Below are 14,561 nucleotides of genomic sequence, written 5' to 3'. Positions count from 1 at the left end.
GACTATATGCTTGATTCATGTTTCCGTTATCAGTCTTACACTGGTTTTACGCTCACTTTCCGGGGCGGTTATTCCTTTAAAACGACCAGGCTGGACGAACTTGCTGATTATGTTCCTCTTTTGCATGACCATTATCCTGTTGCGGGAATCAGAATTGAAAAAATCTTCTCGAACGGTTTTGAAATTTACTACGAGCATAGTACGCATGATTTTTACCGGTATCCGATTTTCTGTACGCCAGAATACACTCTTGGAGCCGCGATAAATCTTGATTCTGGGCTTCGGTTTGCGGGCGAGACAGAGCTTCGTTTCACTGACCAGTACACTACCGCACCTTATCTGGAAGGGCTGATTCTTCGTATGACAGCGAGGTACACATTTTGAAAAAATTTAGAATCAGTTCGATTTTGCTGACATTTTTTGCCGTAATTTTTTTCTCAATTTTCTGCGTTTCTTGCAATTTCGGATTTTTCTGGGGACTTTTTGGCGAAGAAAATGTTGATGAACGTTCTTCTTCGATGACGGACTTAAATTCCCTCAAACCGGATTTTTCAAAGCAGAATTTGAAGGCTCCGAAAGACTCAAATCACACTTATTCTTTCGTTATCATCACGGATGTTCATTTTGGCTCAGGCCGAACCGAAGACAGCGATGTGGATGAGGATTTCCTGAAATGGATTTCGCTTCGATTTGATACTTACAAAGATTCCAATCCTGAAAAAGTTCCGCGATTCATTCTTAATTTAGGCGATACTGCTGACGGCGGACATGATTCTGAATACAAGGAATATCTTGAATTTGAAAACAAAATCAAGACAATCGCAAAAGAAAAAATCGGCGACAACGACTATAAAATCTATTCGATTCTCGGAAATCATGACCTTTATAATAACGGCGTGACCGGCTTCAAAAAATATTGCTTCCCGTACATTTCAAGCTATTTTTTCAATCTGGATTCTGATTCTTCTGATTCGACGAGCGGAATCAGCTTTTATTTCCTGGACACTGCGAACGGCACTTTGGGAAAGAGCCAGCTCGATGATTTCAAGGAAAAAACTTCTTCCGATCCGTGCCCGAAAATCGTCCTCAGCCATTATCCGATTTATGCAGGGGCTGAAGACCCGGTTGCAATTCTTATGCGGATTCAGAATTCGATGGAGCGCAACACGATTTTAACTTATTTTTCACGATACAATGTCAAACAGGTTTACGACGGCCACATTCACAAGAGTTTCGGATTTGATTTCAAAAAATTCCGCGAGGACTCACTTGATGCGTTCAAGAACGGTTTTTGTGCGGTTATCACGGTCAATGAAAAAACTCAGACTATGCACACTGAAGTCGTAGAACTTTGATTTAATTAGTCTTTTTCTCCCATTCGACTTCCACCATTCTGTTTTCGATGTTCTGAATTCGCTGGAAAGTGAGACATGTCGCCTTATGGATTCGCAGGCCTTTTTTGTTTGTGTAGCCCACGATTAAATCACCCGGCTGTGGATTGCAGCATCCTGCCAGATTGTAGGTGAAATTTTTCATTCCTTCGACGATGATTCTTCCTGTGTAACGGTTGCGCTCTGCAATTTCAGGATTTTCGCCTTTTACGGATCGCTTCTTGCGTTTTTCTTCCTGAATTGCTCGGCTTCGCTCGTTCTGTGCGTCCAAATCTCTTGCGCGCTGTTCCGCCGCTGCTTTGTCCTCAAAAGTGGGATCGTTTGCCAGGAGCCACGAATGAATCCTTGAACGAGCCTTGCTTGTTTTGACAACTTTGAGCTGGTTTTCTGTTGGATGAGCCTGAGGGTTCGTGATTACTTCGATAATCTGAGTGTTCTGGAGCGGTTGTGTAATCGGAATGATTTTGCCGTCTGCCTTTGCACCGACAATCTTTTCGCCCACGCCAGAGTGAACATGATAAGCAAAATCAATCGCGCAGCTTCCTTGTGGCAAATGAACTACATCGCCTTTTGGAGTGAAGACATAAATTTCATCACCCAGCAATTCGCCCTTAAGCTCTGCAAAGAAATTCTCGTCGCTGAGGTTTTCCTTTTTGAGATTCTGGAGCTGATTGAAAATTCCAAGAGAATTGACATCAACCTTGTCGTGGTTCATGCCTTTTTTGTAAAGCCAGTGAGAAGCCACGCCGTGCTCAGCCATGTTATGCATGTCGCGGGTACGAATCTGGATTTCGAGCGGCTTTCCTTCGCAGACGACCGTCGTATGAAGCGACTGGTAGCCGTTTGACTTTGGCATGGCGATATAATCTTTGAAACGACCGTCCATCGGCTTCCATAAACCGTGCACGATTCCAATCAGAGTGTAACATTCGGCATTTGTTTCGCAGATTACGCGCAGAGCAAGCAAGTCATAAAGAGAAGAGGCCGGTACATTCCTTTTTTGCATCTTCTTATATATAGAATAAAAATGCTTTGCGCGGCTGGAAATGCTCACTTTGATTCCAACCTTTTCGGCTGATTTATAGATTGCGTTCACTGCCTTTTCGAGATAGCTTGCCCGTTCGTCTTTTTTGGTGGCGACGATAGCCTTAATCTGCTGGAAAACATTCGGATTTGAATATTTGAGGCTCAAGTCTTCGAGCTCATTTTTGACGCTCTGCATACCGAGCCTGTCTGCGAGCGGTGCCCAAATGTCGATTACCTCCGAGGCAACGAGACGCTGCTTTTTTTCTTCGATTGATTTGAGATTGCGCATTCGGTCGAGGCGGTCTGCAAGTTTTACAAGAATGACCCGCACGTCGTCAATCATCGCGAAGAGCATTTTTCGGATTGAGTCAGCCTGCTGAATCGTGGTGGCATTGATTTTCATGCCTGTGATTTTTGAAGTGTCCTTGACGATTTTGTAGACTGTCTCACCGAACTTGGCTTTTACTTCGTCGTGCGGAACACCTTCAATTTCAAAGATTGAGTGCAGAAGTCCTGAAATAACGGAGTCAATATCAAGCTGCCCTTGCGCCAGAATTGCCGCGACCCGCATCGGATGGAGATAGTATGGAAGACCGCATGCACGTGTGAGACCTTCTGTTTTTTCGCACAGATAATCCCATGCGAGCGAAAACCGGCTTTTCTGTTCATCAGAAAAATTGTCGAAAGTCTTAAAAAACTCGGCCAAAAGAATCTTCGGGTCGGTCTCAGTATTGTTTGTCGCGATGTCAAATCCCATATTTCCCCTCTAATATAAGATACCAAAAATCCTATTAAAAGACTAGATAAATCTATTGTATTCGTAGAGAGGGCGTGTCCCTTCAGGCCGGGCTTTTCGGGGTTCCGCTATTCGCTCCATTGCCTGCGGCAACAGCTTCGCTGCCCCTACAATCCCTCACGCGTTTACAAAAAATTTGACATCCCAAAAAATCGGACTTATTCTAAATTCAGAAAGTATATACAAAAGGAGTGTATCACATGAAAGGATTTGCTGTTATTGAGCCTGGTAAAGTAGGCTGGATTGAAGTTGAAAAGCCTGTTGCAGGCCCATTGGATGCTGTGTTAAAGCCAATTGCTGTTGGCGTTTGTAGTTCGGACATCCATGCTTCTGACGGTGGAGCGGGGCCAATGAAAAACCGAATCCTCGGCCATGAAGCAGTAGCTGAGGTCGTTGAGGTTGGTAATCTCGTAAAAAGATTCAAGCCTGGCGATAAAGTTGTAGTTAACTGCGTTACTCCGGACTGGGAGCAGCTGGCTGTTCAGGAACGCTACGGAAACAATACTCATGATGCCGGTTTTGCTAGTGGATTCAAGTTCTTGATGAGCAAAGACGGTGTTTGGGCTGATTTCTTCCATGTAAACAATGCTGATGCAAACCTTGTTCTCATGCCGGAAGATGTTTCCCTTGAAGACGCTTTGATGACAACTGATATGATGTCCACAGGCTTCTACGCTTCGGAGATGGCTGACATTCAGTTTGGTGATACTGTCGTTATTTACGGAATCGGGCCTGTCGGTCTCATGGCACTTGCAGGAACTGCACTTCGTGGTGCCGGTCACATCATCGGAATCGGAAGCCGCCCGAACCTTGTTAAACTTGCAAAAGAATTCGGTGCAACGGGCATCATCGACTACCACAACGGTGATGTTGTTCAGCAGATTGTTTCAAAATACGGTCAGGTTGACAAATGTATCATCGCTGGCGGTAACTGCTCGGCAATGGCAGACGCTTTGAAGATGGTTCGCCCGAACGGTATAATCTCAAACGTAAACTTCTACGACGGAATGGACACTTTCAATATTCCGGCTCCGCTCTGGGGCCTGGGAATGAGCGATGTAACGATTCGCGGCGGATTCTGTCCGGGCGGTGCAAGAAGAATCGAGCGTCTTCTTAAGCTGATTCAGACAAACCGAATCCATCCGGGAAAAGTTTTGAACATGAAGTTCGAAGGCTTCGAGAATCTTCCAAAGGCATTCCAGGCAATGCACGACAAGCCAAAAGAACTCATCAAGAGCTATGTCATTTTGTAAGGAAAAGGAAGGGCGGATTAATCTGCACTTCCCTAAATCTTAAAAGGGGGTGAATGAGATATGAGTGATGGCGTAATAGAGCGACTCATGGCCATTCGCTCTCAAAAAGGTATTGATAAAGCCATGTCACATTCTGGTGCAGGCTCTTCTGGCGAATCAGAAAACCAAAAACGCATCAGAATGTTTGAAAATATCGAAAACGGAAGTGAATGTCGCTGCCCCGCCTGCATGGGGCTTTTCCTGGAGCTAGGGAAGAGAGGTTGAGAAAAGAAAATGCACAATTTAAGCCCTGCCTTTGGCGGGGTTTTGTTTTTGGGAGCCACCGTGGATTTGCTTCTACAATGTGCAAAAAATTATGAGCAACTTTTGAATTGTAAGTATCATTTTGTTATTGGTAGAAAAGGTGTCCTATATGATTTTGAACTGACATTTCAAAAAACTGATTTTCATCATCTTGCCGGTTTACATAAATTAACGGATAAGCGAATCCTCCAGCACAATGCTCGAAATACTATTCATGGACCTTTTTCTATTACTGCGAAAATGGAGCCATATAAAACATCCTTAACAGCAAATAAAATCTCAAAATATCTCGCAAAATGCCCGCCCCGCCGTGTAGCCCCGGAGTTACCGCTTGCGGTAATGAGCGTGAGCGAAGGGCGAAAGGGCGGCAGCCGGTTGATTGGCGCAGAAAAAAATAAAATTTGACGGCAGCCGATTGCTGAATTATACTAATCTTTGACTTAATAGTAAAAAAATAAGTCTGCATTACAAAAAAATTGATGCAACAAAAAAGGAGGTACACTGTGCAAAGATTTACTTTGCCTCGTGATTTGTATCACGGAAAGGGAGCGCTTGAGGCACTCAAATCACTCAAAGGTAAGAAGGCTGTCATCTGTGTTGGTGGCGGTTCTATGAAAAAGTTCGGATTCCTTGACCGTGCCGAAAAATATCTTAAAGAAGCCGGAATGGAAGTCGCTTTGATTGACGGAATCGAGCCAGACCCATCTGTAACAACCGTTATGAACGGCGCAAAAAAAATGCTCGAATTCCAGCCTGACTGGATTGTTGCTATCGGCGGCGGTTCACCAATCGATGCTGCAAAGGCAATGTGGATTAAATACGAGTACCCGAACAGCACTTTCGAGGATATGTGCAAGGTATTCGGCATTCCAGAGCTTCGCAAAAAGGCTCATTTCTGTGCTGTTTCTTCAACTTCTGGTACTGCTACAGAAGTTACGGCATTCTCAATCATCACTGACTACGACAAAGGTATCAAATATCCAATCGCAGATTTCGAAATCACTCCAGATGTAGCAATCGTTGACCCGGAGCTTGCAGAGACAATGCCTCAGAAGCTCGTTGCTCACACTGGTATGGACGCAATCACTCACGCAATCGAAGCTTATGTTTCAACTGCAAACTGCAACTACACAGATCCTCTCGCATTGCACGCAATCAAAATGATTCAGGCTGATTTGGTCAAATCATACAACGGCGACATGGCTGCCCGCGACAGAATGCACGACGCTCAGTGTCTGGCTGGTATGGCTTTCTCAAACGCATTGCTCGGTATCGTTCACTCAATGGCTCACAAAACTGGTGCCGCATTTGAGGACGTTGGCGGATTGCACGCTCACATCATTCACGGAGCTGCAAACGCAATGTATCTTCCGAAAGTCATCGCTTTCAACGCAAAAGACCCGACAGCTGCAAAACGCTATGCCGTTATCGCTGACTTCATGGGATTGGGCGGTTCTTCTGAGAAAGAAAAAATCGCCAACCTCATAAAGTATCTTCGCGGCATGAACGACGACCTTAAGATTCCTCACTCAATCGGAACTTACGGCGCAGACAGTTATCCTTGCGAAAAAGGCTTCGTTCCAGAGGACACCTTCCTCAAACGCCTGCCAGAAATCGCAAAGAACGCAATTGCCGATGCTTGTACTGGCTCAAACCCACGCCAGCCAACGCAGGAAGAAATGGAAAAACTTCTCAAGTGCTGTTACTACGACACAGAAGTTGATTTCTAATTATTAGGGTGTGACCGCCGCTTAACAGCGGCGGTCGTGCTTTCCGTGGTTCCGTGCTAACCGCACTCCATTCCTTCGCTTCGCTGCGGAACTGCTTCGCAGCCACTCCAATCACTCACACGACTGTCAACGACTTTTTTTTACTTCACAAATATGTTATAATTCTATCCATGAACGTCATTGTTTCAAAAAGTAAATTATCTGGGGCAATCACTGTTCCCGGTTCCAAATCTCATACAATCCGTGCGCTTTTGCTTGCGACTATTGCGAACGGTGTTTCTCATATCAAAAATCCTTTGCCTAGTGCGGACTGTCTTTCAACGGCGGCGGCAGTTCCTTTGATTGGTTCGGAAGTCGATTTGAATCTTTCAACCGAGGGCGAGCCTGGCACGGAATGGATTGTTGATGGAGCTGGCAAAAATCTTCATCTTCCTGATGATGTAGTGAATGTCGGCGATTCCGGCTCTCTTTTGTATTTTTTGACCCCGGTTGCGGCTTGCTTTGAGGGCACTTCGGTCTTTACAGGAGACGCGAGCATTCGTAAGAGACCTGTCCTTCATGTTGTGGACGCGCTCAATCAGCTTGGTGCAAATTGTTTTGTAACCCGGCCTGGCACAAACGGCTGTCCTCTGGTAATCACTGGCAGCATCAAAAAAGGCGGCACTGTCCGCACTCCTGGAGAAATTTCCAGTCAGTATATTTCCGGCCTCATGATGGCTGGTATCCTCACAGAAAATCCAATAAAACTCGAGCTTTCAAATCCAAAAGAAACTCCGTATCTCACAATGACCCAAAAGTGGCTTGAAAAGGTTGGCGTAAAATGTCAGATTTCCGAGGATTTCAAGCATATTGAAGTCACTCCCTGCAAGTCTTTCAAAGGCTTTGACGTTACGATTCCTAGCGACTGGGAGGGCGTTGCATTCCCGTTGATTGCGGCACTCATGACAGACAGCAAAATCACGATTGAGAACGTTGATTCCAGCGGCACTCAGGGCGATGATGCGATTGTCGAGATTCTGCAGTCAATCGGCGGTGATATTATATGGGAGAAAAATGAAGAAACTCTCACTGTCGCTGGCGGTAAGTGTTCCAAAGACGGAATAGGCCGGCTTTCTACGGAGAATCTGCCGAATGGGGAACTTCATGTGAATATCTCAGGCTTCCCTGATGCGGTTTGTGCTATTTCTGCAATCGCCTGCTTTACAGAAGGAACTGTGGTTATTGAAGATGCCGCAGTCTGCCGCCGAAAGGAAACTGACCGCCTCAAAGTTCTTAACATCGAGCTTTCTCGGCTTGGTGCTGAGATTGAGGAGAAGGAAGATTCTTTGATTATTCACGGTCATTCGCCGGTCTTAAAGGACGGCTCTCCAAACCCGGCATTCAAAATGCACGGCGGAATTTGCGAGAGCTACGATGATCACCGCATGGCAATGTCGCTTGCCTGCCTGGGGTTGGGCTTGTCGGAGTCAGAACAGCTTATTATAAATGACGCGGAATGTTGCTCGGTGAGTTTCCCGCATTTTTATGACGTAATGAAAACAATCGGAGCAAACTACAAAGAAGAGGTGTAAAAATGACAGACATCGAAATTGCACAGAAGAACAAGATGATTCCAATCACGGAAGTTGCGGCAAAAATCGGAATCACCGAAGATAATCTTGAACTTTACGGAAAATACAAGGCCAAGCTTACTATGGATGAACTCCGTGCATTGCAGAGAAAGGCAAGCGAGCCAAAAAATCGCGGCAAATTGATTTTGACTACCGCGCTTACACCAACTCCTGCAGGCGAGGGCAAGTCTACTGTCTCTATCGCCCTTGGTGACGGTCTCAATAAAATCGGCAAAAAAGCCGTTATCGCGCTCCGCGAACCTTCTCTTGGTCCTTGCTTTGGCGTAAAGGGTGGTGCCTGTGGCGGCGGATATGCACAGATTGTTCCGATGGAAGACATCAACCTTCACTTCACCGGCGACATTCATGCAATTTCAATCGCAAACAACCTGATTGCGGCTCTTATCGACAATCATATCAAGCAGGGCAATCAGCTTGGAATCGACCCGCGCACAATCTCATGGAAACGATGCGTTGACTTGAACGACCGCGAGCTTCGTAACATCGTTGTTGGCATGGGCGGAATCGCAGACGGAATGCCCCGCGAAGACCATTTCTGCATCACTGTTGCAAGCGAGCTCATGGCAATCATCTGTCTTTCAACTTCAATCTCAGACCTCAAAAACAGAATCGACAATATCACGGTCGCAAAGACCTTTGACAAGAGACCTGTAAAATTCGGCGAGCTTAAATGCACCGGCTCAATCGCAGTTCTTTTGAAGGACGCAATCAAGCCGAACCTGGTTCAGACTCTCGAAAAAAATCCTGTTTTCGTTCATGGCGGCCCATTCGCAAACATCGCGCAGGGAACAAACTCTGTCAACGCTACAATTTGTGCGCTCGCAACAGGTGATTATGTCGTAACAGAGGCTGGCTTCGCTGCTGACCTTGGTGCAGAAAAATTCATGGACATCAAGTGCCGGGCTGCAGGCATTTCCCCGGATGTAGTCGTAATCGTTGCCACAGTCCGCGCTCTCAAAATGCATGGCGGCATGGCAAAGGCTGATCTTTCAACTCCGAGCGTTGGCGCATTGCAGGCCGGATTTGAAAACCTTGCAGTTCATATCGAAAACATTGCAAAATTCGGTGTTCCTGCCGTTGTCGCTGTAAACAAATTCATCACAGATACAGACGAAGAAATTGCACTTCTCGAAAAACTTTGTGAGGCCAAAGGTGCAAAGGCCGTTCTCTGCGAAGGCTGGGGCAAAGGCGGCGAAGGTGCCACAGAGCTTGCAAAAGTTGTTGCCGAAGTCGCTGACTCAGGAAAAGCAAAATTCAATTATCTTTATCCGGCAAATCTTTCATTCGTTGACAAAATCAAAATCCTTGCAAAAGAGATTTACCGTGCAAAGGATGTTGACATCGCACCAGCGGCTCTTAAAAAACTCCGTGACTTTGAAGAACAGGGCTACAAAGATTTACCGGTTTGTGTCGCAAAGACCCAGAACTCAATCAGCCACGATCCAAAGCTCATGGGTGCTCCAAAAGATTACATCTTCCCGGTTCGGGACGTTCAGCTTTACTCTGGAGCAGGCTTCGTAGTTGCCCTTGCTGGTGAAATCATGACAATGCCAGGCCTGCCAAAGCTTCCTGCCGCCCTCAACATCGACATCGATGACGACGGCAACATCAGCGGATTATTTTAAAAAGTTAGGAGTGAGGAATTAGGAGTTAGAAGTCAACGAAAAAAAACTCCTAACTCCTAACTTCTAATTCCTAACTACGAGGTATCTATGTTCAAATTCTTTCTGAAAAAAAATTTTTGTGATGGCTGGGATAATTTTTTCTTCCTTGTGCTTTCAAATGTTGTTACGATTCTGCTTCTTGTGGCCAGCTATTTTGCTTTCCGCTTTGCAGACGGAATCAACCCTTATCTTCCGGCTATTGTTTTCATCCTATGCTCTGGAATTCTTATGACTTCGCTCTTCGCGTGGGGAGCGAATGCCGCTAAACTGGCTGATTTCTGCTCTGGTTCTTACGGCCTCTTTTTCTCATCGTTAAAAGCAGTCTGGAAAATCGGCTTTTCTTTCGGGGCTTTGATTGCCGTTGCTCTTCTTCTTGCAAGATTCGCCGTCGCTTACTATCTTATGCTCTATTTCCGTGACGGAAACGTCGTCGGGCTTCTGGTTGCCGCCGCATTGGGCTGGTTTTTGCTCGTTGCCGTGATTGCGCTCCAATGGTTCATTCCGCTCTATTTTTTGCAGGGAAACAACAATTTTTCAAAATGCTTCAAAAAGTCATTCATCATTTTCTATGATAATGTTTTCTTCTCAATCGGTGTCTTTTTGTACAACATCATTTTGCTCGTGCTTTCATGCGTATTTTTCATGTTGATTCCAGGCTTGAACGGAATTTTGCTTTCATCGACAAATGCCCTCCGGCTCCGGCTTTACAAGTACGACTGGATTGAAAAAATGTCAGAAACAGATCCTGATTTTGAGACTAACCGCGACAAACGGAATGAAGTTCCGTGGGATGAACTTTTGGCAGAGGACATGGAATCACTTGGCCCGCGAAAATTGCTTTCGTTCCTTTTCCCATGGCGATAAGATAAATCGGTAAATCAAACTCAGAAAAAGATTCTGAAAATCAAAACTCGCTTTCACATTCAATTATCATTCTCTTGCCAGTAATCGGGTGGGTGAATGATATTTTTTTTGCATGAAGCATGAGCCGCTCGCCCTCGTCGCAATGGCCGTAAAGCGTATCGCCGATAATCGGGCAGCCAAATCCATGAGAATCGCTGCTTGCAAGCCTGAGCTGATGTGTTCGGCCTGTGTGCGGCATGAAAAGGACACGAGTTGCATTCCGGGTAGAGCCGTCTGGTGCATGATACCGCTCTACGCCCAAAATCTCCCATTCCGTGACCGCCGATTTTCCGTTTTCGCTATCCCAAATCTGGTGCGGTCTGTTATCGACATCGAGCCTGAAAAAAAGCTCCATCGTGCCGTGCTGTGCAATTCCCATTTTTGGCAAAACTCCGTCCAAAAGCGCGATATATTCCTTCTGAATTTCCTTCGCCTCAAACTGCCTGTTCAGCTCGCGGTGAGCCTCTTTCGTAAAGCTGAGAATCATGATTCCCGAAGTTTCCATGTCGAGCCTGTGAACCGCCGGCTGTTTAATCTCAACTTTGTCGCCAAAAAGCCGCCTGAACCGCGATTCAATACAATCCTGCTTGTCCTCACCCCGTCCAGGAACGCTCAAAAGCCCGGACTGTTTGTTCACCACGCAAATCGCCTCATCCTGATATAAAATACGCAATCCCAGCATCGCCGGCAAAAGAATCCCGCACCGCTCGTCACAAGGGGGAATTAAATTAGCAGTGTGCAGTGTGCAGGGAGCAGTTGGGCGGTCCGGCTTCGCCGTCACGCTTTCCGCACTTCCGCTGTCGCTCCATACCGCAAGCGGTACGCCTTCGGCGGTGCTACAATCGTTACCGCATCGACATCCTGTCGTGACGAGAATTCCCTGCCCTTCGGACAGTGAATTCTCGCGGTCAACGGTCTTTTCGCCACCTCCATGTGGCACATTTTCTTTAGCGAAAAAATCATATTGCAGTTCTGCCAAGGAGATTGGCATAAGTTCGTGGGAGAAAGCATAGTCCAGAAGTTTTGGTGCGCAGCAATCGCCTGTGCCTGTTGGCGGCAATTTTCCGCCATTGTACATTTCACAAATCTCTTTGAGCGAACGAATTTTTCCATCGATACAATGAAATTTGTACAAATCATGAACTTTTTCAAGCGATAGCGAACACAATTTTTCGCGTTGTTTACGCAATTCTTTTAATTGCTCACTGCTAATTGCTAATTGCTCATTATTAATTTGTTCTGTCAGCTCATGAATCTCTTTATCATTTTCCGAAAGTGCATCCTCAATTTCCTCAGCAGAAACAATCGCTCCCACAAAAACAACTTCCCCAAAAAAATCGTTTTCCGTTTTCCACTTTCCGCTTTCCACTTTCAGTTTTTTAGCGTTTCCAGAGTTCGTCACCAAATTAACTATTTCGCCGTTTTTATCTTTGCAGACAAGTGCCCCGAGCATTACGCCTTGATTTTTGCGTTCTTCGCTTGGGCGGGCAACTTGTACGAGTTCAATTTCACCTGTTTGGAGCGAGAAAATCAATTTTTCGAGAATCTTTGCGGCTTTTTCCTGGGGAAATGGCGGAAACATAGTGTAATTTTGCCCGAATATTGTTTTTTTTACAAGTGAAGCCTACGCAGGATGCGGCGGGCGTCAGTTGCGAAGCAATGAGCGTTAGCGAACCCAAAGCAGCCTGTAGCCGATTAAATTTCGTCCAAATAATTAAGAACTTTCCTGAATTTTCCGAAAATAAAAACGGGTGGATTTAAATTACGCGTTTAAAACGCAAGGAGTATTTTATGAAAAAAAGTATCGATGATCAAAAAGTTATCCAGCAGGTAAAAGGTATTTCGATTTTTCTGGTAATCATTGCTGTTTTTGCATTTTTTATCGGTTCCAGCAAGATTTTTCATTTCAGTGAAACAAATCCTGTAATGTACGAAATCAACTACAACCATCTTTCAAATACAGGTAAACATGTTGCAAACTCAATGAAAAAGACATGCGAAGTTCAGTCAAAAATCCTTGGACCTACACGCGGAAATGGACACGGCGGCTCAAAATTTTTTGACGAAGTTTCTAAAAAACGAAGAAAATAATTGAAGCTGCGAAAAAAAATCGAGCGGCCTGGATGTCGTTAATGCTAATTTTAAGGTGGGAAAATTATGACAATTATAATTGATGACTCAAAAATCGTTGGCAATGTTAAAACTGTTGCGATTCTGCTCGTGATTGCGGCAATTTTTACATTTTTGGGGCTTTCGAGCAAGGTTTTTCATTTCAGCGAGTCAAATCCTGTGACTTACGAGATTAATTACAACCGACTTTCAACTCCGGGAAAAGGCGTTGCTTCTTCAATGAAAAAAACTGGCGAAGTTCAGTCAAAAGTTCTTGGACCTCGTCGTGGCAATGGCAAAGGCGGCTCGAAATTCTTTGATGAAGTTGAGAAAGTTCACGGAAAACCTTCAAAATAAGAGGCGAAAATGAAAGGCCGGTTTGCGCCATCTCCGAGCGGGCGGATGCACTTGGGAAATGTGTATTCCGCCCTGCTTTCTTATCTTTCGGCACGCAAAAAGGGCGGTGAGTGGATTCTTCGCGTTGAAGACCTTGATCGCCAGCGTTGCAAAAAAGAATATTCCGTTCAGCTTCTTGATGATTTATTGTGGATTGGCCTTAAATGGGACAATTTTTCGGCTGAAAACGGAGGCCTTGCTCCTGAATTTTTCCAATCCAATCGAGATTCCTTCTATATAAAAGCTTTTGATTCTCTTTTCGCACAGGGCTTGGTTTATGACTGTTTCTGTCGGCGTGCTGATTTGCTTGCTTCTTCGGCACCTCATGCCAGCGATGGAACTCCAGTTTACTCAGGAAAATGCCGGAATCTTTCTGAATCTGAAAAAAATCTTCTATATAATACGCGTGTTCCGGCAAAACGAATCTTGACTGAGGACAAAATTGTTTCGTTTACAGACGGTCATTTTGGTACACAGAAATTCAATCTTCAAAATGATTCCGGGGATTTCGTGATTCGCCGAGCTGACGGAAATTTTTCATATCAGCTTGCGGTTGTGGTTGATGACGCTCTCATGGGCGTAACTGAGGTTGTGCGTGGCAGGGATTTGCTTTCGAGCACGGCAAGCCAGATTTATCTTTATGAAAAACTCGGATTTACTGTACCAGAATTTTATCATTTGCCTTTGCTAGTGAGTTCGGACGGCCGCAGACTTTCTAAGCGCGACAAAGACATCGACATGGGATTTTTGCGGGGAAACTTTACGCGAGAAGAACTCTTGGGAAAGATTTTATTTTTGTGCGGAATCTTAGAAAAGGAAGAAAATTTGTCGCTCAGTGAAGCCGTCTCTGCTTTTGACTGGGAAAAAGTGAAAAGAACGGATATTTCCTGCTGAGTAATGAACTAATAGGTCAAATGTCGAGTTTTGCAAATTATTGGATAATCACAAAAACAAGCTCTCGACGGGAACATGGCACTGGAATCCACGGTTGTGCGAAATTGGAAATTAGACTCGCTTCGCTCGCTCGCACAAAGTGGATTCGTGCCATAACCCCGCCTACGCTTGTTTTTGCACTGTTCAGCAAATGCAAAACTCGGCATTTTTCCATTCTATGTCTAAAAAGCCGTCGAATGGCGAGTTTTGAACTTGTCGAATATTTCAAAAAACGGCGTGAAGGAATGAAACGGCTTACGAAAGCACTCAGTTTGTGCTGCCGCGTAAGCGGCAAATGTATATAATTACAAGCACAAACTGCGTGCAGCAGGCGAGCCTGCGGTTTCGCTAAGCCGTTTCCACGACTGGAAGCCGTTTTTTGATACAGCCTGTAAATTTCAAAACTCGACATTTGACTTAATAATT

At 45.2% G+C, this 14,561-nt stretch carries 15 protein-coding genes; 12 read left to right on the top strand and 3 right to left on the bottom strand.

Annotated elements, in window-relative coordinates; translation table 11 throughout:
- Nucleotides 1–384 (top strand): hypothetical protein (locus IJJ71_RS11640; RefSeq protein WP_296847213.1); only part of this gene is annotated, 384 nt, incomplete at its 5' end.
- The gene (locus IJJ71_RS11635) at nt 381–1,355 is read left to right on the top strand and encodes a metallophosphoesterase family protein (protein WP_296847212.1); all 975 of its coding nucleotides are present in this window, start codon (nt 381–383) and stop codon (nt 1,353–1,355) included. The genes IJJ71_RS11640 and IJJ71_RS11635, both read left to right, overlap by 4 nt.
- Nucleotide 1,356: 1 nt before the next feature.
- On the opposite strand, the gene IJJ71_RS11630 is transcribed toward IJJ71_RS11635, so the two are convergent.
- Nucleotides 1,357–3,174: a RelA/SpoT family protein gene (locus IJJ71_RS11630; protein WP_296847211.1), complete on the bottom strand. Its 1,818-nt coding sequence runs from the start codon at nt 3,172–3,174 to the stop codon at nt 1,357–1,359.
- A 239-nt stretch (nt 3,175–3,413) separates the two neighbouring features.
- Here IJJ71_RS11630 and IJJ71_RS11625 point away from each other — a divergent pair, with 239 nt between their 5' ends.
- From IJJ71_RS11625 to IJJ71_RS11595, 7 genes are all read left to right on the top strand, one after another.
- Nucleotides 3,414–4,466: a zinc-binding dehydrogenase gene (locus tag IJJ71_RS11625; RefSeq protein ID WP_296847210.1), complete on the top strand. Its 1,053-nt coding sequence runs from the start codon at nt 3,414–3,416 to the stop codon at nt 4,464–4,466.
- Between the two features lie 60 nt (nt 4,467–4,526).
- Nucleotides 4,527–4,730, top strand: a complete 204-nt coding sequence (locus IJJ71_RS11620) for a hypothetical protein (protein WP_296847209.1) — start codon at nt 4,527–4,529, stop codon at nt 4,728–4,730.
- Between the two features lie 9 nt (nt 4,731–4,739).
- The gene (locus IJJ71_RS11615; protein ID WP_296847207.1) at nt 4,740–5,174 is read left to right on the top strand and encodes a PBECR4 domain-containing protein; all 435 of its coding nucleotides are present in this window, start codon (nt 4,740–4,742) and stop codon (nt 5,172–5,174) included.
- Between the two features lie 98 nt (nt 5,175–5,272).
- Nucleotides 5,273–6,499 (top strand): iron-containing alcohol dehydrogenase, encoded by a 1,227-nt coding sequence (locus IJJ71_RS11610; RefSeq protein WP_296847206.1) that lies wholly within the window; start codon nt 5,273–5,275, stop codon nt 6,497–6,499.
- A 170-nt stretch (nt 6,500–6,669) separates the two neighbouring features.
- On the top strand, nt 6,670–8,070 hold the full coding sequence (aroA, locus tag IJJ71_RS11605) for a 3-phosphoshikimate 1-carboxyvinyltransferase (RefSeq protein ID WP_296847204.1): 1,401 nt from the start codon (nt 6,670–6,672) through the stop codon (nt 8,068–8,070).
- Nucleotides 8,071–8,072: 2 nt separating this feature from the next.
- Entirely contained in the window at nt 8,073–9,755 is a 1,683-nt protein-coding gene (locus IJJ71_RS11600) for a formate--tetrahydrofolate ligase (protein WP_296847202.1), read from the top strand.
- Between the two features lie 87 nt (nt 9,756–9,842).
- On the top strand, nt 9,843–10,658 hold the full coding sequence (locus tag IJJ71_RS11595) for a hypothetical protein (protein ID WP_296847201.1): 816 nt from the start codon (nt 9,843–9,845) through the stop codon (nt 10,656–10,658).
- Between the two features lie 40 nt (nt 10,659–10,698).
- Here the strand turns inward: IJJ71_RS11595 and IJJ71_RS11590 are convergent, their stop codons facing one another.
- The gene (locus tag IJJ71_RS11590) at nt 10,699–12,279 is read right to left on the bottom strand and encodes an RluA family pseudouridine synthase (RefSeq protein WP_296847199.1); all 1,581 of its coding nucleotides are present in this window, start codon (nt 12,277–12,279) and stop codon (nt 10,699–10,701) included.
- A gap of 209 nt (nt 12,280–12,488) precedes the next feature.
- Between IJJ71_RS11590 and IJJ71_RS11585 the strand changes: the two genes are divergently transcribed.
- The 3 genes from IJJ71_RS11585 (at nt 12,489) to gluQRS (ending at nt 14,096) form a co-directional block, all read left to right on the top strand.
- Nucleotides 12,489–12,788, top strand: coding sequence for a hypothetical protein (locus IJJ71_RS11585; RefSeq protein ID WP_296847198.1), 300 nt, complete (start codon nt 12,489–12,491; stop codon nt 12,786–12,788).
- Nucleotides 12,789–12,854: 66 nt separating this feature from the next.
- Nucleotides 12,855–13,163, top strand: coding sequence for a hypothetical protein (locus IJJ71_RS11580; protein WP_296847196.1), 309 nt, complete (start codon nt 12,855–12,857; stop codon nt 13,161–13,163).
- 9 nt (nt 13,164–13,172) lie between these two features.
- Entirely contained in the window at nt 13,173–14,096 is a 924-nt protein-coding gene (gene gluQRS / locus IJJ71_RS11575) for a tRNA glutamyl-Q(34) synthetase GluQRS (RefSeq protein WP_296847194.1), read from the top strand.
- 37 nt (nt 14,097–14,133) lie between these two features.
- Here gluQRS and IJJ71_RS11570 read toward each other — a convergent pair.
- Nucleotides 14,134–14,561, bottom strand: a 428-nt coding sequence (locus IJJ71_RS11570) for a hypothetical protein (RefSeq protein ID WP_296847192.1), incomplete at its 5' end; no start/stop codon positions are given.

The sequence above is a fragment of the Treponema sp. genome, assembly GCF_017430385.1.
In the GTDB taxonomy this organism is placed as follows: domain Bacteria; phylum Spirochaetota; class Spirochaetia; order Treponematales; family Treponemataceae; genus Treponema_D.
Note: the sequence above shows the minus strand (reverse complement) of the source record. Positions and strands in the feature narration are given on the sequence as shown.